This is a genomic window from Amphibacillus jilinensis Y1 (genome assembly GCF_000306965.1).
In the GTDB taxonomy this organism is placed as follows: Bacteria; Bacillota; Bacilli; order Bacillales; family Amphibacillaceae; genus Amphibacillus_C; species Amphibacillus_C jilinensis.
The window spans coordinates 575,353-600,639 of the sequence record NZ_JH976435.1; the positions used below are offsets into that span (position 1 = coordinate 575,353).

The 25,287-nt window shown below is 35.3% G+C and carries 27 protein-coding genes; 2 read left to right on the plus strand and 25 right to left on the minus strand.

Annotated features, from left to right (window positions below; translation table 11 throughout):
- Positions 1-100: 100 nt before the first annotated feature.
- The 16 genes from B494_RS0109685 to sleB form a co-directional block, all read right to left on the minus strand.
- Positions 101-874 carry a CheR family methyltransferase gene (locus B494_RS0109685; protein ID WP_017472199.1) on the minus strand — a complete coding sequence of 258 codons (774 nt, stop codon included), beginning with the start codon at positions 872-874 and terminating at the stop codon, positions 101-103.
- A 63-nt stretch (positions 875-937) separates the two neighbouring features.
- Positions 938-1,921 (minus strand): polyprenyl synthetase family protein, encoded by a 984-nt coding sequence (locus B494_RS0109690; protein WP_017472200.1) that lies wholly within the window; start codon positions 1,919-1,921, stop codon positions 938-940.
- A 4-nt stretch (positions 1,922-1,925) separates the two neighbouring features.
- The gene (locus B494_RS0109695; protein WP_017472201.1) at positions 1,926-2,699 is read right to left on the minus strand and encodes a heptaprenyl diphosphate synthase component 1; all 774 of its coding nucleotides are present in this window, start codon (positions 2,697-2,699) and stop codon (positions 1,926-1,928) included.
- 76 nt (positions 2,700-2,775) lie between these two features.
- Entirely contained in the window at positions 2,776-2,985 is a 210-nt protein-coding gene (gene mtrB / locus B494_RS0109700) for a trp RNA-binding attenuation protein MtrB (protein ID WP_017472202.1), read from the minus strand.
- Between the two features lie 147 nt (positions 2,986-3,132).
- On the minus strand, positions 3,133-3,405 hold the full coding sequence (locus B494_RS0109710; RefSeq protein WP_026065213.1) for an HU family DNA-binding protein: 273 nt from the start codon (positions 3,403-3,405) through the stop codon (positions 3,133-3,135).
- A gap of 702 nt (positions 3,406-4,107) precedes the next feature.
- Entirely contained in the window at positions 4,108-5,586 is a 1,479-nt protein-coding gene (gene spoIVA, locus B494_RS0109715) for a stage IV sporulation protein A (RefSeq protein WP_017472205.1), read from the minus strand.
- A gap of 318 nt (positions 5,587-5,904) precedes the next feature.
- Positions 5,905-6,165: a stage VI sporulation protein F gene (locus tag B494_RS0109720; RefSeq protein ID WP_017472206.1), complete on the minus strand. Its 261-nt coding sequence runs from the start codon at positions 6,163-6,165 to the stop codon at positions 5,905-5,907.
- A gap of 66 nt (positions 6,166-6,231) precedes the next feature.
- Complete coding sequence (locus B494_RS0109725) at positions 6,232-7,272, minus strand: NAD(P)H-dependent glycerol-3-phosphate dehydrogenase (protein WP_017472207.1); 1,041 nt, start codon at positions 7,270-7,272, stop codon at positions 6,232-6,234.
- Between the two features lie 13 nt (positions 7,273-7,285).
- On the minus strand, positions 7,286-8,596 hold the full coding sequence (gene der / locus B494_RS0109730; RefSeq protein WP_017472208.1) for a ribosome biogenesis GTPase Der: 1,311 nt from the start codon (positions 8,594-8,596) through the stop codon (positions 7,286-7,288).
- 97 nt (positions 8,597-8,693) lie between these two features.
- Entirely contained in the window at positions 8,694-9,254 is a 561-nt protein-coding gene (locus B494_RS0109735) for a YphA family membrane protein (protein WP_017472209.1), read from the minus strand.
- Between the two features lie 398 nt (positions 9,255-9,652).
- Complete coding sequence (gene rpsA, locus B494_RS0109740; protein ID WP_017472210.1) at positions 9,653-10,795, minus strand: 30S ribosomal protein S1; 1,143 nt, start codon at positions 10,793-10,795, stop codon at positions 9,653-9,655.
- Positions 10,796-10,889: 94 nt separating this feature from the next.
- Positions 10,890-11,471 (minus strand): lysophospholipid acyltransferase family protein, encoded by a 582-nt coding sequence (locus B494_RS0109745; RefSeq protein ID WP_017472211.1) that lies wholly within the window; start codon positions 11,469-11,471, stop codon positions 10,890-10,892.
- A gap of 1 nt (position 11,472) precedes the next feature.
- Complete coding sequence (gene cmk / locus B494_RS0109750; RefSeq protein WP_017472212.1) at positions 11,473-12,153, minus strand: (d)CMP kinase; 681 nt, start codon at positions 12,151-12,153, stop codon at positions 11,473-11,475.
- A 35-nt stretch (positions 12,154-12,188) separates the two neighbouring features.
- A complete protein-coding gene (locus B494_RS0109755; RefSeq protein WP_017472213.1) occupies positions 12,189-12,842 on the minus strand; it encodes a flagellar brake protein in 654 nt (217 codons plus the stop codon).
- A 340-nt stretch (positions 12,843-13,182) separates the two neighbouring features.
- The gene (gene ypeB, locus B494_RS0109760; protein ID WP_017472214.1) at positions 13,183-14,523 is read right to left on the minus strand and encodes a germination protein YpeB; all 1,341 of its coding nucleotides are present in this window, start codon (positions 14,521-14,523) and stop codon (positions 13,183-13,185) included.
- Positions 14,524-14,541: 18 nt separating this feature from the next.
- Complete coding sequence (sleB, locus tag B494_RS0109765; RefSeq protein WP_017472215.1) at positions 14,542-15,543, minus strand: spore cortex-lytic enzyme; 1,002 nt, start codon at positions 15,541-15,543, stop codon at positions 14,542-14,544.
- A gap of 513 nt (positions 15,544-16,056) precedes the next feature.
- Here sleB and B494_RS0109770 point away from each other — a divergent pair.
- A complete protein-coding gene (locus tag B494_RS0109770) occupies positions 16,057-16,632 on the plus strand; it encodes a genetic competence negative regulator (protein WP_017472216.1) in 576 nt (191 codons plus the stop codon).
- 301 nt (positions 16,633-16,933) lie between these two features.
- Here the strand turns inward: B494_RS0109770 and B494_RS0109775 are convergent, their stop codons facing one another.
- From B494_RS0109775 to B494_RS0109795, 5 genes are all read right to left on the minus strand, one after another.
- Positions 16,934-17,905 (minus strand): asparaginase, encoded by a 972-nt coding sequence (locus B494_RS0109775; RefSeq protein ID WP_017472217.1) that lies wholly within the window; start codon positions 17,903-17,905, stop codon positions 16,934-16,936.
- Between the two features lie 290 nt (positions 17,906-18,195).
- The gene (locus B494_RS0109780) at positions 18,196-18,786 is read right to left on the minus strand and encodes a hypothetical protein (protein ID WP_017472218.1); all 591 of its coding nucleotides are present in this window, start codon (positions 18,784-18,786) and stop codon (positions 18,196-18,198) included.
- Positions 18,787-18,923: 137 nt separating this feature from the next.
- Positions 18,924-19,490, minus strand: a complete 567-nt coding sequence (locus B494_RS0109785; protein WP_017472219.1) for a CPBP family intramembrane glutamic endopeptidase — start codon at positions 19,488-19,490, stop codon at positions 18,924-18,926.
- Between the two features lie 2 nt (positions 19,491-19,492).
- The gene (locus B494_RS0109790; protein ID WP_017472220.1) at positions 19,493-21,025 is read right to left on the minus strand and encodes a RecQ family ATP-dependent DNA helicase; all 1,533 of its coding nucleotides are present in this window, start codon (positions 21,023-21,025) and stop codon (positions 19,493-19,495) included.
- 10 nt (positions 21,026-21,035) lie between these two features.
- On the minus strand, positions 21,036-22,088 hold the full coding sequence (locus B494_RS0109795) for a YpbB family protein (RefSeq protein ID WP_017472221.1): 1,053 nt from the start codon (positions 22,086-22,088) through the stop codon (positions 21,036-21,038).
- 131 nt (positions 22,089-22,219) lie between these two features.
- Between B494_RS0109795 and B494_RS0109800 the strand changes: the two genes are divergently transcribed.
- A complete protein-coding gene (locus B494_RS0109800) occupies positions 22,220-22,474 on the plus strand; it encodes a ferredoxin (protein ID WP_017472222.1) in 255 nt (84 codons plus the stop codon).
- 139 nt (positions 22,475-22,613) lie between these two features.
- On the opposite strand, the gene B494_RS0109805 is transcribed toward B494_RS0109800, so the two are convergent.
- The 4 genes from B494_RS0109805 to B494_RS19210 all read right to left on the minus strand — a co-directional run bounded on the left by B494_RS0109805 (position 22,614) and on the right by B494_RS19210 (position 25,286).
- On the minus strand, positions 22,614-23,834 hold the full coding sequence (locus tag B494_RS0109805) for a hypothetical protein (protein ID WP_017472223.1): 1,221 nt from the start codon (positions 23,832-23,834) through the stop codon (positions 22,614-22,616).
- A gap of 16 nt (positions 23,835-23,850) precedes the next feature.
- Complete coding sequence (locus B494_RS0109810; protein WP_017472224.1) at positions 23,851-24,363, minus strand: RNA polymerase sigma factor SigX; 513 nt, start codon at positions 24,361-24,363, stop codon at positions 23,851-23,853.
- A 69-nt stretch (positions 24,364-24,432) separates the two neighbouring features.
- A complete protein-coding gene (locus B494_RS0109815) occupies positions 24,433-24,921 on the minus strand; it encodes an ECF transporter S component (protein ID WP_017472225.1) in 489 nt (162 codons plus the stop codon).
- Complete coding sequence (locus tag B494_RS19210; RefSeq protein ID WP_017472226.1) at positions 24,921-25,286, minus strand: DUF4430 domain-containing protein; 366 nt, start codon at positions 25,284-25,286, stop codon at positions 24,921-24,923. The genes B494_RS0109815 and B494_RS19210 overlap by 1 nt, the downstream gene beginning before the upstream one ends.
- Position 25,287: the final 1 nt, after the last annotated feature.

Sequence of the window (25,287 nt, forward strand, 5' to 3'; positions counted from 1 at the left end):
CTATTTAGATGGGTGTTAACGGACGCATGTCCTAATCCACTGAGCTAACAATCAGTGGGTGAAGAACGAAAACGCCCACGGATTGAAGGTTCGCTTTATGTTAATCATTTTTTTGATAGAAAAAAGTATCTAGCACTCTAAAATTATAGCTTTCTGGACTAAATATTTGTTCGGTACTACCGACAAAGAAGACACCATTATTATTTAATGAACGGCTAAACTTATGATAAATTTCAGTTTTGGCCTCTTCTGTAAAATAGATAAGCACATTTCGGCAGACAATCAAATCAAATCCAGAGGGATAAGGATCAGATAATAAATTATGTTTTTTGAAAGTAATCGCTTTTTTAAATCTAGCATCAATAGTATATAGTGAATTTTCATAAGTAAAATACTTGTCTTTTAATGATTTTGGGACTTCCTTTAGAGCGCGCTCAGTATATATCCCCTTTTGAGCACGTTCCAATATTTTATCATCAATGTCGGTTGCTAATATGGAAACTTTACTTAAATCAATATGCTCACTTAACATCATTGCAATCGTGTATGGCTCGTCACCAGTTGAACATGCTGCACTCCATACTTTTAAATGGGATTGCCTTTTTAATAATTCCGGTAATATCTTTTTTTCTAACACTTTCCATCTAGCAGAATTTCGGAAAAATTCAGATACATTAATTGTCATTTTGTCCAAAAATTCAGATAAAAGCTCTTGATCACTAGCTAATGCGTTGAAATATGACGAAAAATCTTTAAACCCCTTTTTATCGCGCAATGAAGTTAAACGTCGCTTCATTTGTACTTCTTTGTATAGATTTAAATCAATTCCTGTCTTTTCTTTAATTGACTTGGTAAATGTTTGATAATCAGACATATGCTCTTCCCCTCCACTCACTAACGCTACCTACAACTTATATATCGGTGAATATGTATATAATTAAACGATCTGCGAATTATTTTTTTTTCTGAGATAGGCAACCATTTGCATTAATAGTTGCTTTTCAGGTTGATTAGGCAATTGTTTTAAACGTTCGACAGCTTTATCTAAGTACCAATGACTGAATACGAGAGCTTCATTAACAGCATTTGTTTGTTTAATTCGATTAACGACATCATTAGAAATATCAGATGATTTTGACTGTCCTTGTTTAAAAAAGTATTGGACATGATCATAAACCTTTTTATCCCTCATGGCAAGTAATGTTGGCAAAGTCAGGTAGCCTTCGATTAAATCTTGCCCTTGTGGTTTTCCAGTCTGTTCTTGAGTATCAGTGAAATCACTAATATCATCAGTAATTTGATAAGCCATTCCTAGGAAATAACCGAACCAATACAAGTTATTATTGACAGTTTTGGGTGACTGAGCTGCTATTGCCCCTATTTGACAGCAAGTTGCAATGAGTCTGGCTGTCTTATCACGTATTTTACGTAAATAGTTTTTTAACGATATATCGATGATATAACGTTTGTGCAATTGATTCAATTCTCCAATGGATAACTGTGTAACCGTACTAGCTAGTAGTTGATGTATTTGCATTACTTCTATATCTGCTGTTAACTCGAGGGCTAATGCAAATAAATAATCGCCTGTATAGGTAGCGAATAATTTGCTATATTGAAAATGTACAGTGGATCTACTCCTTCTAATCACAGCATGATCAATAATATCATCATGAATTAAACTAGCCATATGAATCAATTCTAAAATAGTCGCTAATTTATATGTTTCTACTGCCTTTCGTTCACCGAAATAACTTGCAGTTAAACATAGTAAGGGGCGAATTCTTTTGCCACCAGCTTCTAATAAATCGAGAGAGACATCCTTTATTAGATGATCACTTTCGGATAAAGCGTCGTGCAACTGTTTGTTGACGCAATCTACATCCATCTGCAAATATGAATATTGTTTAGGTAAATGCATATCATCATCCCATACTCAAATCTATAATTTCTCTAATATCAATTGCGTCCCTCACGTTGTTTTTAACTGACACACCGTAAAAACGCATTAATGATACTTGAATTGGTGCAATAAGTCCCTTTAAGGCATCTGGTATCTTAATAACGAGCATATCCTTGTCTGACGTTGTTTTTCTTAAATGCTCTTGAATACGTTTGTGATATAAAGAAAGAGACTGATCAGTGCTATTATTAATTGATGTTTCTACTTTTTCGGAGGTTAAAGAAAGATGTAATGCTAGCGTTTCAATAAATGTCTCTAAAAAAGTCAAGTTGAAAAATTTTATTAAACAATAGACCAATGCCATATCAATTTCAATCCTTTTGCTTAACAATGTAATGACATCTTGACACGGATTATTTAACACAGCTAGATGAGCTTTCGTGGTATTAGTATCTTTAATTGCTTTGGCTAACGTTTTTAGTAGCTTAATTTCTTGATGATCCGCAAGTAGTTTATAATGTTGACTACTTAAAAGATCGCCATGCAAAATTAATTTAGAATTGTTTTCTAGATTTTGATTCGAGACACGATCGTGAATGTCAAGGGATAGCTGTAAAAGAGCTACGGCTGCTATGCAATCTATTTTTTTAGTTTGTCCCCAATTGGATTGTCCGATTAGTTGAATAAAAATAGATAACCTTGGATTGGATCTCCAATAATTTTCATCTACAATAACCGTATTCTTTTGATTGGTGAGTTGTTTTAATTTATCAATAACCAGATCTTTTAGTTCCACAATGGCAATTTCCTCCATATTGATGGTATACTAACAGTTATTATGGACAACTTTGACTGCTTTTATACTTCTTGTATTAATCTGTATTCATCTCTCCATATCGAGATTGCACCTTTGCTTCACCTTTAATTTTTATAGCTGAAGTATGAGCAGTAAACTGAACGACAAGCAACTCGCCTTTATCTAGTTTTTCAGCATGATGAAATTTTGTAGCTTCACCTCTAGTTAGACCTATCACTTGAACACCATCTTCTAAAGCTTTAATAATAAAAAAATCAGATTCCATTTTTCTCACCTTTTAATTTTTTTTTACCTTTCAAAAAGGTATGTTTATTACAGATAACACCCGTAAAACGGTGCTGGTTGAAGGTTAGTTTTATGTATAAGAAAAAGGGTGCAATGACTGCACCCTTTTTTTGCCCTATGTAAAACATTATTTAACGATATCTTTAAGGGCTTTACCTGGTTTGAAAGCAGGCACTTTGCTAGCTGGGATCTCGATCTCAGCTCCAGTTTGTGGATTGCGTCCTTTACGAGCAGCACGCTCACGTACCTCAAAGTTACCAAAACCAATTAATTGTACTTTCTCACCATCTTTTAGTGAATCCATGATAGATTCAAAAACTGCATCAACAGCTTTTGTTGCATCTTTTTTAGAAAGTTCACTTTTCTCAGCAACTGCATTAATTAGATCTGTCTTGTTCATGATATTCACCTCCTCCCGCATTTAAATTCATGAAGCATACGAACTTAAATGGTTTTACTCCATTTGTTCACAAGTTTTCTCAATCCTATACTTCTGATCATCAATTTAAATGATGACAAAGCTTATAATAAACGACTTTCCCTGCAAATTCAACAAAAATCACAATAATTATTAAAATTGTTCAAATTACCTAATCATAAAATACCATTTTTAGATTTCAAGAAAGCTACAGAATGGACATGATTAACTAGGGATATCGCTTTTTCATCACTAGAATCGTATCACATAGGCTGTATTTATGCAACTTTATCACAATTAAAAACCACAATAAGTAATATATATCCATTATGTGTAATTATTCTTTTAAATCATTTTAGAAATTTATTAAGTCATAGGTTCTAGTTCTAAAATATCATAAAATGTTTTATCACAGATACTCGACCAAAAACGCCTGCAGATTGAAGGTTTGTTTTTTTAAGTCTTAGTCTTATCAATTAAAATTATGCTTGATATAAGGTTCATCCGTTTGTACCTATAGGTAAGCATAGCATGACAATTTATTAGGCATAACTACACGATATTAATCCAAGCTTTCAGCGAAGTGAAACGGTATAGTAAGTATATCCTTCGGTGTTGGTGTTCGTCAATTTTGTTCTGTTTTCTGTGACTTGAAAAATAAAAACGACTTGTGATCACAAGTCGTTAGAGTATTATAGCTATTAGCCCACCTGACCCTTCGTTAACGATGCGTTCAAGTGTTTCTCTTAATTTATACTGTGCATTTTCCGGCATTAAGGTTAGTTTTCCCTGAATTCCTTCACGAACAATCGAGCTTAAAGATCGACCAAAGATATCCGATTGCCAAATGGAAAGTGGATCATCCTCGAAATCCTGCATCAAATAACGTACGAGCTCTTCACTTTGCTTTTCAGTTCCAATAATTGGGGAGAATTCTGATTCTACATCTACTTTAATCATATGAATAGATGGTGCAATGGCTTTTAATCTCACACCGAAGCGTGTCCCTTGCCGGATAATTTCAGGTTCATCAAGTGTCATGTCACTAATTGAAGGAGCAGCAACGCCATATCCTGTTTGTTTTACCATATTAAGTCCATCTGCTATTTGGTCGTATTCACGTTTGGCCTGAGCAAAATCTTGCATAAGCTCAAGCAAATGATCTTTACCACGAATTTCTTCGCCAACGATTTCTTTAAGCACTTGATCGTACAAGTAACTTGGTGCATCTAGATCAATTTCTGCAATCCCCTCACCCATTTCAATTCCATTAATTTGCGCACGTTCAATGTGATCATATGCATCAAAGTAACCGACAACACGATCGACATCACGTAATCGCTTAATATCTTGAACGGTTTCTTGAATCGCTTCGTGATAACTCAGGCGAAGCCAATGGTCATCTTTTAACACCATTACCCAGCTTGGTAAATTAACATTAACTTCAAGTACAGGAAACTCGAACAATGCTTCTCTTAATACATTGTAGATATCATCTTCTTGCATACTCTCTACACTCATTGCAAGTACAGGAATATCGTATTGTTCATTTAACGATTGACGTAAAAGCTCCGTATCTTGGTCATAAGGCTTTGTTGAATTAATAACCATAATAAATGGTTTCCCAACTTCTTTTAATTCCTCTACAATTCGTTCCTCTGCTTCTACATAATCATTTCTTGGTATGTCGCCAATTGTCCCATCTGTTGTGACAACGACGCCTATCGTTGAATGCTCCTGTATCACCTTTCGTGTTCCAATTTCTGCAGCTTCATGAAATGGAATTGGCTCTTCATACCACGGGGTATGAATCATTCGTGGACCATTTTCGTCTTCAAAGCCCTGTGCCCCCTTGACGGTATAACCTACGCAATCAACTAATCTGACATTAACGTCAATACCTTCATCAACTTGAAGATGTACAGCTTGATTAGGAACAAACTTTGGTTCTGTTGTCATAATTGTTTTTCCTGCTGCACTTTGTGGTAACTCATCTTGCGCTCTTGCCCGATCTCCTTCATCTTCAATATTTGGCAAAACAACCTTCTCCATGAACTTCTTAATAAACGTTGACTTCCCTGTTCGTACTGCTCCGACCACACCTAAATAAATATCTCCGTTCGTTCGTTTTGAAATATCTTTAAAAATGTCTACCTTTTCCACATAATCCCCTCCCGATCTCCTTCAACGTCGTAAAGTACGATGCTCTGACATTAAAAGTCTATGACGTTGTCCCACTATATTATGACTGTTGATTAAATAATATTTTTACTATTTAACATCCTCAATTTATGTAAGAATAAAATAATTAGAACATTTAGAGGAAAACCGTTCGATTAAGAAGTATTAAAAAGCCGAGTTAGAAGGGGCGCTCTAACTCGGCGTGACTAAAATTAATACCCAGGGCAACTTTACGTGAATACTTGTGCATAATAGTTTATGCATTAAAAGTGGTTTGGTATAAACATATGCCTACTTGTATTATTTTTTAAATAGTTGTCCTAATGTATTAATATCTTTTGGGAATTGATTTTTTGTAATAGATTGTACCAGTTTATCTTCTTTTTCTTTTGATATAGGTTTATTAGCTAATTGACTCAGTTGTTTTACAAGATTTCTAACTGTTGTTTCATTTGAAAAATCAGCACTCTGAACTGACTGTGCAACTTTAAAGATTTCATCAGGTTTGATATTGGCCTTATTTTGAATATGATCAAATAATCCTTTTTGAAAATCGTTCACCTAGTCTCCTCCTTGTTAAGCATTGTCAAGATACTATATGCAAGAGGAGTCTGTGCTGTTCATCTGTTAATCATTATAATGTTGTTTTAACATAGCATGTACTTCGTCTGTTTCTGGGCGTCTTGTCCTAGTCATAAGCTGATCAACCACTTCTCTAGGATTTGCCTGTTCAAATAAAATTTGATATATACCAGAGGTAATCGGCATATCAATTCCTTTTTCTTTAGCAAGGTGATATGCTGCTTGAGCTGTACGTACACCTTCTACAACCATGCCCATTTCCTCTAAAATCTCATCTAACGATTGCCCCTGTGCTAACATATTACCTGCGTTCCAATTACGGCTATGGACACTTGTACATGTAACGATCAGATCTCCTACACCTGTTAAACCAACAAAGGTAAGTGGGTCTGCTCCCATAGCCGTGCCTAGCCTTGCAATTTCAGCCAATCCTCTCGTCACAAGGGCTGCTTTTGCATTATCACCGTAGCCAAGGCCATCAGATATGCCTGCACCTAATGCTATAATATTTTTCAATGAACCACCAAGTTCAACGCCAATAATATCATTATTCGTATAGACGCGAAATCGATCATTCATAAATAAGTTTTGTGCATGCTTAGCTGCATGTTTAGATTTTGATGAAGCTGTAACAGTTGTGGGTTGACCAATGCTAACTTCTTCTGCATGACTTGGACCTGATAATACGACAATCTCATCATATATCTCCTTAGGAAGCTCCTCTTCCATCATTTCAGAAACACGTTTAAAGCTATCAGGCTCAATACCTTTGGTACCGTGAATAATTGTCACAGGTCGATTTAAGCATTTTTTCACCTGTTGGCAGACAGAACGAATTGCCTTAGTCGGTAACACAAAAACCACAGCCGTAACATCATCGAGGGCCTGCTCTAAGTGATGATATGCCATAATACTTTTCGCTAATTTAACATCTTTTAAATAAGCTTTATTTTGATGTGATAAATTGATTTCATTTGCATGGTCTTCAAGATGTGTCCAAAGTCTTACCTCATGTCCATTATCATCTAAAACCATCGCTAATGCTGTTCCCCAACTACCGGCTCCCAATACTGCGATTTTCTCCATTTATTTCACACTCCTAACTACGTCTTCTAGCATATATTTTAATTGGCGTTCCTTCAAATCCAAAGGCATCTCTAATCCTATTTTCTAAAAAACGCTCGTATGAAAAGTGTAACAGTTCAGGATCATTTACAAACACGACAAATGTTGGCGGTTGAACAGCAACTTGTGTTGTATAGAGAATCTTTAAACGTTTGCCATGGCGAGTTGGTGTCGGATTCATCGCGACAGCATCCATGACCACATCATTTAAAATGTTTGTTTCTACACGTTTTGTGTGATTTTCACTTGCTAATCGAACTTGTGGAATTAAAGTATGTAGCCTTTTCTTTGTTAAAGCTGACAAAAATACGATATTAGCATATTCCAAAAAAGGGAAGTGTGCTCTGATTTTTTCTTCAAAATTTTTCATTGCTTTCTCATCAGCATCAATGGTATCCCATTTGTTAACAACAATAATGACTGCTTTTCCTGCTTCATGAGCATACCCGGCAATCTTCTTGTCCTGCTCGATAATTCCTGATTCAGCATCAACTAATGTCAAAACGACATCAGACCGTTCAATTGCTTTTAGCGCACGCAATATGCTGTATCGTTCTGTTGCTTCATAAATCTTCCCTCTTTTTCGCATACCTGCTGTGTCAATAATTACGTAATCTTGCTGATCTTTTTTAAAAGGGGTATCTATTGCATCACGTGTCGTACCCGCAATATCACTTACAATCACACGCTCTTGTTGCAAAATTGCGTTAACGAGTGACGATTTCCCTACATTAGGTCGGCCGATTAAGCTAAAATAAATTGTATCTTTATCATCAATTTGATCATTAAGTGTCTCGAAATAACTAACGACTTTATCAAGCATATCACCTAACCCTAAACCATGTGTTCCTGATATTGGAAAAGGCTCTCCAAACCCAAGGCTATAGAATTCATAAATTTCTTCTCTCATTTCTGGGTTATCAACTTTATTTACAGCTAATACGACAGGCTTGTTCGATTTATAAAGTATTTTTGCTACTTCTTCATCAGCCGCAGTAATACCTTCACGCCCATTAACAATAAAAATAATCACATCAGCTTCGTTAATAGCAACATCTGCCTGTTCTCGCATTTGAACAAGTAAAGGCTCATCTCCTAGCTCAATCCCGCCTGTATCTATTAAATTAAATTGTGTGGTTAACCACTCTGCTTGTGCATATATCCGGTCTCTTGTTACCCCCGGTGTGTCCTCTACAATTGAAATACGTTCACCAACTAAACGATTAAATATCGTTGATTTGCCTACATTAGGTCGGCCGACGATGGCTACAACAGATTTTCGCATGAAAGGTTCATCCTTTCTATGATTTACTTATTAAATGACATATAATAACGTCACTAACTTTTATAGTTTAGCAAAAGTATGCTTGTTAAACAATGATCTAACCAAAAATCTTACTTCTTTTGTAATGATGGATCAGCTGATGAAATATGATGATAAGCAGCATACTTATGTATAGTGCAACAAAAAACATAGGCTCTCCTAAGATAATATCCCAACCAATGACTCGAACATGGTAAGCAAACATAATTTCACCAGTTAATAATGATGTAGTGTAAAGTAACAATTTTGTTATTAAGTTGCGTTCAATAAATATAACCATCAACATCAAAACAAGATGGATCAATAAATAGGTATTAAGAAACAGCCAAATAGGGCTTGTAATTAATATATACCGAAGGCCGGTGTAGGCTAACATGATACAAATCAGACTTATCCAGTGCTTGATTCTGAAACGATATTTAAAAATGAACATCCATAATAGAAAAAAACTATAAGTATAAGGTAGCGTACCAACAAAATAACCAAATTCAATTTGAAAATGGATAAAAATGATATTGAATAAAAGTATAACCTTTATTAACTGATTGATTTTATGTTGCTCCAACCCAAAAAAAATAAAATAAACCACGCTTAACCAACTTACCCAGTAATAAGCCATTATTGATCACCTCTAGCTATCATTATGGCTTTAACAGGCTCAATATAAACAAGTGTCTCAGATTTTTAAGATATTGTATCTTTTTTAATCAAGATGATAAAAATGTAAGTGGAAGACGCAGACTACAGGAACACATTTTTTTGATGGGATGAGTAGTCGTAGTCTCAGCACGAATCCAAAGCTCCGCTAGTAAAGAAAATCATGTTAGCTTATTAGGCCGTGCCCACGGAAAGCGATCGTCTGGAACTGAAGTGAACATGTTAATAGCACACAAGACTCAATTATCACTAAAAAATATACCAATAGGGGATAGTTTTTCAGCAACCTCTAGCCAGGGGTTTCAAAGACCATAATAAAATAACATGTAGCTATAAACAGCTACATGTTAGTCATTTTAATTAATCTTTAAATTTATCTAACTGATCACCTATCATATCACTTAAGGAAAAGCCTGCGTCATCATCTTCTTTTTCATATGATTTCAGTTCTTGTTGGTTCTTTTCTACTTCAAGTTCTTTAATGCTTAAAGAAATTCGTTTTTCGCCTTGATTTACATCCAATACTTTAACATTCACTCTCTGTCCAACTTCAAGCACTTCTTGAGGTGTACCAATATGATCAGTTGAAATTTGGGAAATATGAACTAAGCCTTCAACTTGCGGTAAAATTTCAACGAATGCTCCAAAATGAACCAAGCGTTTAACTGTCCCTTCTACAACATCACCTTGGGAAATTTGTTGTTCGACTTGTTCCCATGGACCTGGTAAAGTTGCTTTAACTGATAAAGATACCCGCTCAGACTCAGGGTCAACCGCAAGCACTTTAACCTTGATGTCATCTCCCTCATTTACGACATCACTTGCGTGCTCAACATGGTCATGAGATAGTTGAGATATATGAACTAAACCATCAATACCACCTAAATCAACAAACACACCAAAATCAGTAATTCTTGCTACTTTTCCTTCAACAACTTGTCCTTCTTCAAGACTTTGTAATCGTTGCTCTTTTTCAACAGTTTGCTCAGCCTCAATTACCGCTCGATGAGAGAGAATGACGCGATTTTTGGAGCGATCGAGTTCAACAACTTTTAATGTTAATGTACGATCTTGGTATTCGGAGAAGTCATCAACAAAATAGGTTTCAACCAAAGAAGCGGGTATAAACCCTCTAACGCCTACATCAACAACCAATCCACCCTTAACAATTTCTTTAACGGTCGCTTCAAAAACTTCTCCAGACTGCAATTTAGCATCTAAATCGTTCCATGCTTGCTCTGTGTCCACTGCACGTTTAGATAAAATGATTTCGTCATCATCCATTTTTTTAATTTTCAATGTTAACTCATCATCCAATGAGACAACTTCACGCGTTGTTTCAATATGGAGACTTGATAACTCACTAATTGGAACAATCCCATCGGTTTTCCAACCAATATCAACTAATACTTGATTGTCTTCTACTTTGACCACTTTACCCGTGACAAGTTCACCCTCCGCTAATTCTTTGAAATCTGATACTTCTTTATTCATTTCATCCATAAAAAAAGCCTCCTTCAATTTGCGACAAGAAATAAACTATCCTTTTTCTAACTTCTAACATTTCCACACATTTGTCAAGTCAAATAAATTATTTTTAAGAATTATTTTCTAACAACGATTGAATGTTACTCATAATCTTTTCAGTTACAGTTTTTGCAGACACTTTGTCTTCACGCAACTTGTTCATTTCAATTGGCGGACCATAGACGATTTTTAATCTTTTACCTATTTTATAGGGGCCAATTACCGCACATGGTATAACAGTTGCTTCAGATCTTAATGCAAAAAAACCTATACCAGAGAGACCTTCTCCTAATTTACCCGTTTTACTCCTCGTGCCTTCCGGAAACAGTCCTAGTGTTTTTCCGTTTTTAAGCAGGGATAATGCTTGCCTTAGTGCTTGCCGATCACTCATGCCACGTTTAATAGGAAAGGCATTCAAATGTGTCATAAGCTTAGCTAACCACGGCTTTTCAAACAATTCCTCTTTGGCTAAAAAATGTACATCGCGCGTGGCTGTTATTCCTACCATTGGGGGGTCTAAATTAGATATATGATTAGAACATATAATTACTGGTCCCTCTTTAGGAATATTCTCTTTACCAACCACTTCCATGCGATATAAAGGCTTTAAAATAAGCCAAACAATATTTTTAGCTAGATGATAGAAAGTCAATTTAACGCTCTCCCTTTGTCTTAATGGTATCAAGAATTTTTTTCGTTACTTGATCAATATTTAATGCTGTTGTATCAATAACAATGGCATCTTTTGCTTGTGTTAGTGGCGACACCTCACGTTCTGAATCAAACTTATCCCGATTGGAAATTTCCAATTTCAATTGTTCTAAGTCTGTCGTAAAACCCTTTGCTTTATTTTCTGCAAATCTACGTTTCGCACGTTCATCCACAGATGCCTTAAGAAAAAATTTCACTTCTGCATCAGGAATAACATGTGTACCTATGTCTCTTCCGTCCATAACAACGCCTCGTTCGGCTGCTAACTGTCTTTGCCGATCCACCATCTCCTCTCTAACCATACGATGTTTAGCGACTTGAGATACATGATTGGTTACGTGTTGGTTACGAATACTCTCTGTTACATCTTGATCATCTATGTATACTTTTTGTCCTGTTTCTGATTGGATAAGTTTTATCGTGGACGTAAGAAGCAATTGATATAGTTGCTTCTCATTATTTGTATCTACACCTTGATCTAAAGCAATATAGGTAAGTGCTCGATACATAGCCCCAGTATCAATATAGATATAGTTTAACGCATGAGCTACTTTTTTAGCTACAGTACTTTTACCAGCAGCTGCTGGTCCATCGATGGCAATTGCCAATTTGTCTTTTGTCATGCCTTTCTTCCTCTCGATCTAATATCAAATAATTGTCAAATATTGAGTTGTTTACGCCGTTGTTTTAATTGCCTGTCAAAACAAAACTGTATAATGCGTTGCCTATCATTTTCATTTATATTGACGAATTTCATTGACAATAGTTGTTTGTCGTTATGACTTTCAACGCGAATTGTTTCTGCCTCTGTTACAATGTAATCAATTTGACGCTCACCAGAGAATAAGACCAATGTTAATTCTAAGGAAGTACCTGGATTATAATCATAATCGATTGGTAAAACGACCGCAATTCCACCCCCACTAATATCTTTGGTAACCGTTACTAATGGTTTTGAAGGTGTATTAGGGTTTAATATTGAAACATCTAAATTCACGGGTACTCGTACGTATTCCCGACGTTGAACCTTTTCCATTTTACTCTGATCAAATGCTAAAATCAACATTGGGATATTGTCTTTTTTTCGTTCTTTTACTTCTGTAGTAAATTTATAAATCACGTCGTTCTCATCTACAAAATATCCAGAAAAGTAACTTCCTACAGGTATCACTTCTGTTCGTCCTGTTTCAACATTAACAGGTTGGTCAATATAGCATTTTAAGCCCTTTAGTTCAACAATTCGACAACGATAACGTCGAATACTACTGTCTTGTTGCTCTTGTTCCAAAATCAACTGCGTACCAATTTTCATCTTAATCATTCCCTTAGCATTAAAATCTTAATAATTACATTATTGCAAAAATCTTTGCTAAAGTACAAGATAATAATGTAAAAAAGACGAATGAACGTCATTAAATCATTCATTCGTCTTAACTTTATTTCATATGCTGTTGTCAAATTCTTTTCACTTACTAAGAAGTTCCGCTAGTCGCATTTTTATAGATTTGCTAGCTTTTTATCACAGCGAGTCGTTCTTATAAATACCCGCTACAAGAGTTCATCTGTTTTACGCGAAAGTTAACCACACTAATGTCTAAGTCGTTCAACTATTCAGCGAGAAAAGAATACTTCCACTGATTGAAGCTGTTTTATTAGGATTGTCCCCATTTGGATTCAACATCTTGCAATCGCTCAACCAACACTTCTTCTCCTGTTGCGGCATTAATAAAGATACGATACGTATCATGATTAAGCGTCCCGAAAAATGCATATGATAACACTTCTTCACCCTCAACATCTTCTACCACAGCAAGATGTTGATCTTCAATATTTAACCCATGATTGACTTTATCTTCAGCTTCTTCTAATGAAAGCTTAGGTTCATCTAAATCTCGATTTCGATGATTACGATAAAAATCTGTTGCATTATATCCGATAATATCTCCATTATCTAGAGCAACTTTCACTAAGATTTTGTCTGGGTAAATCCAAATATCTTCTTGAGCACCAACAAATTGGAAAAATCCTGTTTGATCATATTGACTAGATTGAAGTAGAATAACATCTTCGAACCCTTGTTCTTTCAAAAGTTTCTCTGCTTCTATTTGTGCTTCATTTAAACCTAAGTTAGTATCAGTCAGTGGTCGATCAAGCATGTAAGACAAGATATGACCGCCTTTTTCAGTGATTTCTACATATCCATGTTCTTCATTATACGTGAAAGATCCACTATACATCGGTAATTGTGCGCCATCACCACTTTTTTCAAGATTAATATCGAGGTCATTACTTAAATCAAACTGCGTTGCAATTTCATTAATAGCAGTTTGTTCTGATATCTCTTCACCTTCTAAAAAGCTAAAGTGGTCATGCTGTCGTGGAAATGAAGATGATAAATTCTGGAAGTGTGTCTCACTAAATCCCGATGCACGGTTTTCTACAGCTGTAAAACCATCTAGAATTAAATTAGGATCCACCTCTCCTTCAGATGCAAGTGCTAATTCTACATCCACCCATCTCAGTTGTTGACCCAGAACTTCATGTTGTACCGTCCGTAACTCTTTTCTGATGTCATCAGAAGCATCATAAAGAGCGGAAAGCTTTTCTATTTCCTTATCTGACAAAGGATCATGTTCTAGATCTCGAACGGCAACATCATATGTGAAATCGCCTACTTCTGATAAGAATCCCTCTGTTTTACTAAATGGCAATAAGACAAGTGGTAATTGACTAACATCTGTTTGTGCTTGTGATGTCAAACGCCATATGTCTAACAGCTGTGGAGACAATTGCTCTTTTGAATTTAAAGCTAATGTTGTTCCAATTTTGTCATGTAATAAATCAAGATGATAAGTTAAATCATGAAATGCCCGCTGATAATTGTTTTCTGCATGGATCATCATTGATTCTTTTTGACCTGATTGTTGAAAACCCCAGGTTGCTGATACGATCAATCCTATAGACAGTAAAGTGATAGTAATCCACTTCGCCATTAAAATCCCTCCAGTATATTACATACAAAAAATATGTTTACCAATTCTTTTAATTTGTGGTCGTGACCAAATCCAAGTTGATGTGGCAGTGTCTGGGTTAAAATAGTAAATCGCTTCCCCTGATGGGTCCCAACCATTAATTGCATCAAGCACAGCGCGTCTAGCTGTATCATCCGGATCCATATATATTTGGCCATCAGCAACAGCGGTAAAAGCTAATGGTTCAAAGATTACACTGGATACAGTGTTAGGAAAGGTCGAACTTTGAATACGATTTAATATGACTGCTGCAACTGCTACCTGGCCTTCGTACGGTTCACCTCTTGCTTCACCGTAAACAGCTTGAGCCATTAGTTGTATATCATTCTGAGAATACCCATTTGGTACATTAACGGAGGTTGGTTCAATTGGTTCACTATCTTGTTCTGGCTCAGGTTGCTCAGCTTCAGGCTCTGGCTCTGGTTCAGGTGTTTCTTGTTCAGGTTCAGGCTCTGGCTCTGGCTCTGGTTCTGCCCCAGGTTGAGGGTCTGGTACTTGTTGTTCTGGTTCTGCACCAGGCTCAGGTGCTTGCTGTTCTGGTTTCGGATCTGTTTTTTTTTGCTCTGGTTGCTCTTGAGCGGGAGGTTGTTCGTGTTTTACTTGATCCTCTTTGTTCATTCCACCGTAGTGAGTGAATGTTCGTCCCGCTTTTAAGTTTTCTCTAACAAATTCCTTGTCATAATCAGTTGCCCTTTCAAGCATATCTTTCACTTTATCACCTGCTAAACCATCTACCGTCATCCCGAATTCATGTTGAAAGTTACGTAAAGCCCAATATGTCCCCCAATCAAACACACCATCTATTTGACCATGGTAAAAGCCAATATATTGAAGTCGGGCTTGTAACTCAACGACATCCTCTCCAGTTGCTCCATGTTGGATCACTTGTGGGCTAAAGGCATAGACTTCTTGATTAGGATGGATACTTGTAATAGTGAAGATAAAACTTAAAAGCAAACATTTTATTAATGTGGTTTTCATTTACTCGCCTCCTAAAACGGATTGAATATAGATTGTTGCTAACTAGTTTTTTATAAAAGCTTTATTTTATACACAAAATACAGACATCTAAAAAAACGAACCTTCAATCAGCCGACGAAGATCTACAGGAGGTGGCGGTCTTAGTCTACGATCTTACCTCCCACTGAGGAACACAAGCTAACGTCTTCGCGTCCTGCGAAAACGCTTGTGTGACCAACATCCTGTTGGCCCGAGTGAATCAGGACATAGCGTCCGCTCTCACATACTTAAATAGATTTAACTCTGTTTTCAATTTTGAAGTGAATATTATCTTTGATAAAAATTCATCGGTGCGTCTATGTTTCAAAATTGAATTGAATATCATATAATAAGCAAAAGATCTTTTTTTAATTATTTAAGGATAAGGTTCTGTTAAAGAGGATATTAAGATTGCAGATTGAGTAAAAATAACTAATAATGATTTTTTGTGTAATGTGATTTATTTTTTGTGAAAGTGAAAAGGGGGTAATTGACGTGCGACTAGAAAGGTTATCATCCAATCAGTTTAAAATTTTTTTAACTTTTGATGATCTCGTTGAAAGAGGACTCACAGAAGATGTGATGTGGAAAGATCTCCCTGCAATGCAAGCTCTATTTCATGACATGATGTTTGAAGCAAGTGATGAATTAGATTTTGAATTATCAGGTATATTATCGGTCCAAGTATACTTATTACAAGCACAAGGCATGTTAATTATCGTGACTCAGGAATATTTTGATACTGATGATGATTATATCGAAATGCAAGTTACGCTAGATGAAAGTGATGCTCTACTTTACGTCTTTGACGATTTTGACGATATTATTCAACTGGCTTATACACTAGAGCGATTAAATATTGATGAAGGATCAATTTATTACTATGAGGGACATTACTATGTTTATTTTTCTGACGATATCTTAGCCAAACATCATCAAGAAGACTTAATTGCGTTATTATCTGAATACTCCGAGGCTAGTGTGGTCGCACCTGCAAGAATAATTGAATATGGTAAACCGATTATGATCGAGCAAGCTATGCACCTTATTCGACAGAAATTTAGATGCTAAGACAAATTGTTAACTTGTTTGGTTGACGTGCATGATCGACGACGCTTTCCTTGTCCTGTGAGAATAGCACGAGCTAAAATTCCACTGTGTGAAATGTTCTTATTCACGCAGTGGAATAATAGACTAAACCCGTCGCGTCGTGCAACAACATCTAAATGACCCACATCCTGTAGGCCCGAGGCCGTGCTCCCTTGTGCTTGGGAGAGTGCAAGCGAAGTATTTTGCTAAAGCGTTATCTGTACTCAGATTATTAATGTTCGGATTTTACCTTTCTAATGCCTTTTTTGTTCCGGGCTCGAGTTTATCTTTCTAATATTGTTTTGATTTGTTCCCATTGATAACCTGCTTCTAACAAGGCAAGTAATTTTATTCTAGCTTTTTGACCTGACAATCGCTTCGCAAACCACACACCTTTTTCTTCTAGATCTTTGCCCCCACCCTGATAACCATAAGTGGGTTGTACCACACCTTTAAAACTTCGTGATACCAAAACAACGGGAATACTATTTTCAATTAACTGTTCGATTTCACTAACCATACAAGGCGGTAAGTTTCCTTGCCCGAATCCTTCTATGACTAATCCGTCTAGCGGCAATTGACAAACAGCTTTAATAAATGCTTGTTCCATGCCGGCATATGCTTTAATCAAAGGTACCGTTTTAGTAATGACAGTGAATTTTATGGGTTCAAATCGAATCCATTTATGATAAAAATAAACTTCTTGTTTGGTTAAAATACCAATCGGACCAAACTGTGGACTTTGAAAAGTAGCTACATTACTGGTTGAAGTTTTAGTCACATAGGCCGCTGAGTGAATTTCATCATTCATGACAACTAAAACGCCCTTTTGTGTTGCTTCCTCATCACTCGCTACCCTAATAGCACTAATTAGGTTATATAGGCCATCTGAACCAATCTCATTGCTTGATCGCATGGCTCCAGTAATGACAACAGGTATGGTGCTGTTTAAGTACAAATCTAAAAAATAGGCAGTTTCTTCTAGCGTATCCGTACCATGGGTAAGTACAATACCATCATATTTATCCTTCTTTACTTGATCCTCTATATGTTGTCCCAGTATTAACATATGGTTTAGTGTTATGTGTGGTGAAGGAAGATCAAAGACTTGGATCTCATCTACATCTGCAATCGCTTGTAACTGATTTATATGTTCAGTTAACGGATGGTGGTCTACAGGTGTTACTGAGCCGGTTACTTCGTTTTCAACCATAGCAATTGTTCCGCCCGTATGCATAATAAGAATTTTTTTCATGTGGTCGATCCTTTCTATAATCAAGACTTTTTTAAAAGTATAGCATGAGTGGAATAACTAACCCAGTGATAACTTTGAGATGATCAAACAATCCTTCAATCAGTGGGCGTTTTACGAGGTTATTTGTAATAAAAAATTAAGACTTATCACCTAAACGCTTCTGTGACAGTCTTAATTTTACTCGATTACAGACAAGTGTGATTTATTATTCGTTGATGATTAGGAAAAGGATGCTTTGTAGCTCAACACTTAAATCTTATTAGGAATCAAATTTTAACTTAAAGACGCAATTAATCGACCCTGCTCGGTAAGAATAGCGAGCGATTTTCGTCTAATAATTCGTCAGTTGAAATATATAAGTTATTGATTCGTTTTATTAAAGGAAGATATTGATCATTTTCATAAAACATTTCAATGATTGATTGTAATGAATCGTTAACTTGCGTTTGATAATAGCGTCCAATTATTTCTGTTTGCTGATCATCGTCATCATTTAGTTGAAACCGTCTTGTCACTTCATCTGACAGCTGATCACCACGTGAAATGATTTGCACCGTTTCTCCCACTTGATTTGCCTCTGCGTCAGGAGAACTATTTAATTGAATAAAATAACTCCCCCAATAATTGAATGTCAAAATAAGCACGACAATAATTATAAATAAAATCGCAAATAATCGAATAAGTGCATAACTGACTTTCCATTTTACTCTTGATGATTTCTCATCATGAACTTCACTTCGAGGTGGTAGGTTCAAAACATCAATATCCTCTTGATCGTGAACGTCTTCTTGTTCTTCAGTAGCGAATGACTTCTCGTTATTTTTAATAGCATTCATTTGTTCTCTTAACAAATATGCTTGATCTTCTTTTGATTTTCCCATTTGACATCCCCCCCTGAAAGAAAACGCAATTATTTTAAAATTAACATCCGCTCTTCTTTTAGCGTATGTATTAACTTTTCTTATACTCGGAACTTTAAATTTTGAGCTTGTTATTTTCCATTTCTTTAATTAAAATTTTATGCTTTCCGCATGTATAAACCTAGACCAAAATCAATAAGAAAATGTAAAACAATCACCGTTAAGATATTCCCCGTTAATTCCATAATCAAACTTAACCCAAGACTTAAACAGATAATATTTAATAACAATAAGGGTTGCTTTAGATAACGTGTATGCAAAATTACAAAAGTCAACATCGATACAACAATGCCAAATTGACTTTGAATAACAAGCCGAAATAACCATTCTTCAGCGATAGCAATCCAAGCAGTCATCAATAATAATTCAAATAGAGTCAGATTTTTAAATATTTTTTTATTCACACCGTGATCATCTAAATATGTGTTAGGTAAATAGTGATACAATAACAAATCAATTGTTAAAATAATGACAGCTGGTATAACTGAGAAATAAACAAGTTCCTTCCAATCAAACGCAATAAATTCAGAAAATTTAACGCCTTTATAACGATAAAAGATGGTAATAAGTCCTGCACATCCGGTTATGATCATTTGCGTGAAATAGACAGCTTGTCTTAACTGTTTTGCTGATAACTGTTTTACAATCTCACGAGAACAGTTCATGGCTACTCGTCCTCATAAAATGGCATCATAACCGATTTTAATTGAGATAGATAATCATTTACACGTTGGTGATTATTCGATTGTAGGGGCTGCCATTGAGACAGATCAAAACCGCAATGATCACAACATTGGTATTTTGCTGGGGAAATTTGCGATTGGAATTTTGAATAAAGCCGTTGTCTTCGACATCCACTAGTTGTTAACCAGTTTAACAATTCATTTAACTTGTGTTTTTTATATCGGCTCCGTTCGTTAATTTTATTAATAATGGCTATCTTTGCTTCATAAAGTGATGAATGACTCACTATATATTTATTATACTTCAAAATTCCGTAAGCTTCTAAAAAATTTTTAATAAAACGTAAATGAACTTCTGAAAAATTATAACTTAGGGCCCATTCGTTTGGATCTACTTCTACGGTTAGTTCGTTCTGTGATAATGATTCAATTTCCGACCAGAGCATTTTAATAGATTCTAAAGAAGGTAATTCACTCTCGATTAAACGCTGAGGAATTTGATGATCATTTGGTGATACTAATGTAATACTGACGCTTTCTAATTGATCACGCCCAGCTCTACCCATTTCTTGAATGAACGATTCTAGTTGTGTGGGTATGTGATAGTGAATGATTAAACGTATATCTGATTTATTGATCCCCATACCAAATGCACTTGTACAACAAATGACATCAAGTTGATTTTCCATAAATTGTTGTTGTATTAACAGTCGATCACTTGTATCAAGATCTCCATGATAATAAGCTACATTTAGTTGATCAAATCGCTGAGTAATAATCAATGCGACACGCTCTGTCTCTTTTTTACTTGAAAAGTAAATCATGGTGGGTACATTATAGTGTTCTAATACCGATATAATGTATTGATCCTTTTCATGATGATGATCTACCTGTTTGACAAGTAGCGTTATATTGTCTCGATCAATTGGATAAATATGTTTGTTGAATGGCACGGATGATAATTGAGTGATGATATCTTTTTGGACATCCGGTGTGGCAGTAGCAGTTAGAGCTAGGATAGTTGGATAGTTTAGGTGATCGATTACATTATTTAATTTTAAATAATCAGGGCGAAATTCGTGTCCCCACTGTGAAATACAATGTGCTTCATCAATGACAAATAGTGAAATATCAATAAGTACCAATTTTCTTAATACATTTTGATTTTGAAGCATCTCGGGTGATAAAAATACAAGTTTATACTTATGTAGATTTCGCATAATTGTTAAACGTTCTTGTTCGGTGTTAAAGCTATTTAATGAAGTAACATATGAATACCCACGTTGCTTCATTTGTTTAACTTGATCCTCCATTAAAGAAAGTAAAGGTGTAACAACAATGACAACTCCCTTTAATAATAAAGCTGGTAACTGATAGCATATTGATTTACCTGCCCCCGTAGGTAACGTCGCTAAAACGTGCTGGCCATCCATGACATCACTAATAATCTCTTTTTGTCCTTTACGAAATGTTTTATAACCAAAATAACGATCCAAAGAAATTTCCAGATTTTCCAAACTCCCACTCCTAGTTAACCTTTATTTGATAGCGTGCCATCACCAATCTTATTTGAAAGTAGTTGAACTCATCATTTAAATAAGCTTTAATCAACGATAATTTACGATTATCATTGAGTTGAATAGCTTTTGCAATTTTATTGAACTCTGTGTCACTAATATAAGTTTCAATATTTAATTCAGGTAAAGCATAAGCCATTTCTACAACATGATCTTCGATTGTACTCCTTTTTAATTGCCTTACGGTCACAACATCATCAATAGTAAGTCCTTTACACATCAACTGATAGGTTTTTCGTGCAGAATTAGTCATAAAGTGTTGATTAACTAAGCTAAGTTGATCATTGACAAAACTTAATAAGATTGGTGGCCGCCGGTCCTCAATATACTGTAAAAAACGATGATAAGTTAATGTTAACATCATTTTTATATCATGTTCAGATGCATTATTTTTCCTTGCTAATTGCTGAACAGATAAGCCAACTTGCTGATAACCTGTTAGGCGATCTACAAATAATTGAGCGGATGAATGATCAATCGATTTTAAAAAAGCTTTTGTACTCTCGTGAAGATCAACTAAAAAAGATTCTAAGTCATTTTGAGCCATTTGATAATGTCTCTTAACCCACTGTTTTTCGGCATCATCGTCAACAATAGTCATAAATGTCCTACGATCCATCACTACATTCGAATACGTTTGAACAGTTAAAGAAAATCTTTTAATAAAAACATCCACTATTTTTGCATATCTTACTCCATCAAAATATTCAATTTGAAAGTGTCCTTGATGATTTATTAAAAATTGTTTTCCCACTTCTGTCACATAAACATAGTTATTCCTATCAAATGCAATCCAGCCGCTTTGTAATAATTGATTCGTAACTTGATCAAATTGGGATCTTCGTAATTTACTATAAATAGAAAAAAATCCTGTTAATTGATACAGATTCGCATCTTGGATCGTTTGGGCTGCTCTTTTACCTTGTAATATATGATAAATTGAAGCAATACTGCGCTGACACTTTAATCGTTCAACACAGAACAAAATGATAAAGGTAAACATAATTTACACTCATTTCATAGTAATCTCTTTTATATTTTATCAATCTTGTTATATTATTGCTATTATTGATTATTAATAAGATACCATTTAGAATAGAGGAAGTTAATTGATTAGGGAGGTTGAAAATAGCGATGAGCTATTATACGTGTGTTGATAAAGAAACTTGCATTGCTTGCGGTGCGTGTGGAGCACATGCTCCAGAAATATATGATTATGATGATGAAGGGATAGCTTATGGTTTGCTAGATCAAAATCAAGGCGAAATTGCTATTCCAAATATATTGGTCGATGACATGTTTGCCGCATTTGAAAGTTGTCCAACGGGGTCAATAAAAGTGGAAGAAACGCCATTTACTCAAAAACACACTAAAATTAACAAAGTTTAATATCCCTTCTCACTTTAATCAAGCTCTGAAACTGAACATGCTTGAACTTTAAATAAGTCGACCTGTTAAACAAATCTCTAAACAATTGAGCTTCAGCTTGTTTAGAGATTTGTTTCTTAAAATGAGCTTCATCCAGCATTCAATGTAATATAACGGGGTTTACCGCGTCAGGAACTGAAAGTGGATGATTTAGATTAAAGTTGCCGATCTCTGAATCAATGCCCTCTATTGTAATATCCACTTCATTAAAATCAAAGCTTTTAGCTGTCATCAAAATTGATTCGATCATTTCTTTTGTAGAAGTATTATTTCCAAATTCAGCATGTGATTCAAAGAAAATTTTCAATTGATTAGCATCTGCAGCATCTACTTCAAAAATTACATCGATAGGGATTGTTGCATAGATATTTTGCTCCTCTTGTGCCTGTTGCATTTCAACAAGGGCTTCATCTATTGTATAAAACCGATCTCCAGATAGTGTCACCTCTAGGGGAATAAGTAAACGCTCCCGATCTCCATCCTGATATAATTTATAAGCTAAATGTTCCATCTTTCTTATTTCTAATTCTTTCATTTCGCCAAATGGGCCCAAGTTTATATAGTCCTGTGATTCAGTACTTAGAGTCAAGGTCGTTGCCGGATAATCACCAAACATAAAATTAATACTCGATTGAAAAATATGTGCTTGAGTCGATCCTTGTGGAAATTCGTAATCGTCATTAACAGTCATGTGAATCGTCTGATTTTGATTAGCAAACTCGAACTGTATCTCTTCAAAAGGAAAAAGTCTTACACCAAGTGCACGTTCATCTATAAACGTATGGATGCGATTGTAATAGTCATTTGGATCTCCTGTTGAAGATGTAGATACTAAGGAAATCGGAATCACATAGCGTCCTTCTCTATCTGAGACAGCAATCGTAAATATTGGAAATTGATTATACTCATCATGATAATAAATTAATTCACCAGCAGGTACCTCGTCTTCAAGGGTTTCAAACCCTTGAATGTTATCTTCAAAGCCCTCCATCTCATCTTCCTCGTCTTCCTCTGACTCTATGATCTTCATTTGTTGATCTTGGCGCTCCATTTCATTATTGTGTGTTGTCATAGGTGTGTCAGATAATTGATCATTTTGAAACCATTGAGGCTGCACCATAATAATAATTAAAAATATTAAAGTTGCCGAAGCAATCGAAGGAATGATCCATTTAAATTTAGAATGGCGCTGACTAGCTTGTTTTTTATTTAACTGGCTTTCTATAGACTGATAAAGGGTTGTTTTACTCTGCTCATCTCTTATATTTGGAAATTCTTTCAATTTTTGAATGATCTGCTTTTCCCTTTTATCTTGATCCATCACTGCTTCACCCCTTTTATTCTTCAGCAACCAATTGTTGAAGTTTCTTAATCGCTCGGTGTTGGGTTGTTTTCACTTTGCTCTCTGACCATTCAAGTATTTGAGCAGTCTCTTGAATCGTCAATGATTGGATATAACGTAGGATAAGCACATTTCTTTGATCTAAAGTACACTGATCCAAAAGTCGATATATCATTCTCATCTCATCATTCAATTCTGCAATTTCTTCAGGCAAGGGGTCCTGATCTTTTAGTCTCCCTATTTCTTGATCTTTGTTAAAGAAATGGGCCAATTTATTTTGTTGTCGATGCTGTTTACGAAAATAGTCCAGTGCGGTATGTCGTGCAATAGAAAAAAGCCAAGTCTTTTCACTACTATCACCACGAAAACTATCATATGATTTCAATACTTTGATATAGACATCTTGCACAATATCTTCTGTCGCCTCACGATTTTTAACTAAGTAAAAAACATATTGAAATAAGTCAGTATGATACTGGTCATAAAGCGAATCAAATGTGGTCTTCACAAAATAAGACCCCCTGTCTTCAATTTATTAGTCGACATGCTTACAAAAAAGTTACACGATTATAATATACTATACGTTTTCAAACAAACGCTTCATTGGTTTGAATAAAATCACAATGAAAATAACATTACTTATCGCATGATTTAAATCGAAAGTTAGTCCAGCTAAATAATAAGGCAAAAACCTATTTGTTATCAACAAATTAACGAAAGCAAAAACTATACCATAAAAGAAACCAGCAAAAACACCAATTATTACTAAAATAGGTAATGGTTTTCTTATGTTTATTTTTTTAAGTAAGGATGATAAAAAACCGATCATTCCCCAAGCAAACATTTGCCAAATTGACCATAATCCAATACCCAATACAAGATTAGATAAATAAGTCGATACTATGGCTAATAATATGCCAGATAAAGGACCAAGAAAGTAAGAAGCGATAATAATAATCGCTGTCGTTGGTTGGAAATTAGGAATGAACTGAAAAGCAATTCTCCCGACAGCACTTATGGCAGCTATGATGGAAATAAGAGTTAATCTATGTAAATCAACTCGCATCACTCTTCCCATTCATGTAAATCAAAGTTAACTTCATCCCCATCAGAAAGCTCATACTCCCCTGCTCCTACAAATACTTCTTCCTGATTCACTTCATAAAACCAATAAAAATCATCATATTGTTCTACACCTTCAATTGCTGTAATAAATCCCTCAGACGACGCTTCAACTTCGTAATGCTCTTTTAGTACATCTAATAAAATCGCACTATCTTCCACCTCTAACTGGTCTTGGTTTAGAATTTCTTCTTGATTGTTAGTTGAAATCAATATTTCAATATCAATGGCTTCTCCCTCAATTTGATTGTCAGCCTGACATCCCGCCAATAATAAAGTTAAACAAAACATTCCAATTATTTTTTTCATC

What these genes read in the sequence shown, in the direction of transcription:
- B494_RS0109685 (WP_017472199.1), bottom strand. Translation starts at nt 874, where the DNA reads ATGTCTGATTATCAAACATTTACCAAGTCAATTAAAGAAAAGACAGGA.
- B494_RS0109690 (WP_017472200.1), bottom strand. Translation starts at nt 1,921, where the DNA reads ATGCATTTACCTAAACAATATTCATATTTGCAGATGGATGTAGATTGC.
- mtrB (WP_017472202.1), bottom strand. Translation starts at nt 2,985, where the DNA reads ATGGAATCTGATTTTTTTATTATTAAAGCTTTAGAAGATGGTGTTCAA.
- B494_RS0109710 (WP_026065213.1), bottom strand. Translation starts at nt 3,405, where the DNA reads ATGAACAAGACAGATCTAATTAATGCAGTTGCTGAGAAAAGTGAACTT.
- B494_RS0109725 (WP_017472207.1), bottom strand. Translation starts at nt 7,272, where the DNA reads ATGGAGAAAATCGCAGTATTGGGAGCCGGTAGTTGGGGAACAGCATTA.
- der (WP_017472208.1), bottom strand. Translation starts at nt 8,596, where the DNA reads ATGCGAAAATCTGTTGTAGCCATCGTCGGCCGACCTAATGTAGGCAAA.
- B494_RS0109735 (WP_017472209.1), bottom strand. Translation starts at nt 9,254, where the DNA reads ATGGCTTATTACTGGGTAAGTTGGTTAAGCGTGGTTTATTTTATTTTT.
- rpsA (WP_017472210.1), bottom strand. Translation starts at nt 10,795, where the DNA reads ATGGATGAAATGAATAAAGAAGTATCAGATTTCAAAGAATTAGCGGAG.
- cmk (WP_017472212.1), bottom strand. Translation starts at nt 12,153, where the DNA reads ATGACAAAAGACAAATTGGCAATTGCCATCGATGGACCAGCAGCTGCT.
- B494_RS0109755 (WP_017472213.1), bottom strand. Translation starts at nt 12,842, where the DNA reads ATGAAAATTGGTACGCAGTTGATTTTGGAACAAGAGCAACAAGACAGT.
- ypeB (WP_017472214.1), bottom strand. Translation starts at nt 14,523, where the DNA reads ATGGCGAAGTGGATTACTATCACTTTACTGTCTATAGGATTGATCGTA.
- sleB (WP_017472215.1), bottom strand. Translation starts at nt 15,543, where the DNA reads ATGAAAACCACATTAATAAAATGTTTGCTTTTAAGTTTTATCTTCACT.
- B494_RS0109775 (WP_017472217.1), bottom strand. Translation starts at nt 17,905, where the DNA reads ATGAAAAAAATTCTTATTATGCATACGGGCGGAACAATTGCTATGGTT.
- B494_RS0109780 (WP_017472218.1), bottom strand. Translation starts at nt 18,786, where the DNA reads ATGGGAAAATCAAAAGAAGATCAAGCATATTTGTTAAGAGAACAAATG.
- B494_RS0109785 (WP_017472219.1), bottom strand. Translation starts at nt 19,490, where the DNA reads ATGAACTGTTCTCGTGAGATTGTAAAACAGTTATCAGCAAAACAGTTA.
- B494_RS0109795 (WP_017472221.1), bottom strand. Translation starts at nt 22,088, where the DNA reads ATGTTTACCTTTATCATTTTGTTCTGTGTTGAACGATTAAAGTGTCAG.
- B494_RS0109800 (WP_017472222.1), top strand. Translation starts at nt 22,220, where the DNA reads ATGAGCTATTATACGTGTGTTGATAAAGAAACTTGCATTGCTTGCGGT.
- B494_RS0109805 (WP_017472223.1), bottom strand. Translation starts at nt 23,834, where the DNA reads ATGGATCAAGATAAAAGGGAAAAGCAGATCATTCAAAAATTGAAAGAA.
- B494_RS0109815 (WP_017472225.1), bottom strand. Translation starts at nt 24,921, where the DNA reads ATGCGAGTTGATTTACATAGATTAACTCTTATTTCCATCATAGCTGCC.
- B494_RS19210 (WP_017472226.1), bottom strand. Translation starts at nt 25,286, where the DNA reads ATGAAAAAAATAATTGGAATGTTTTGTTTAACTTTATTATTGGCGGGA.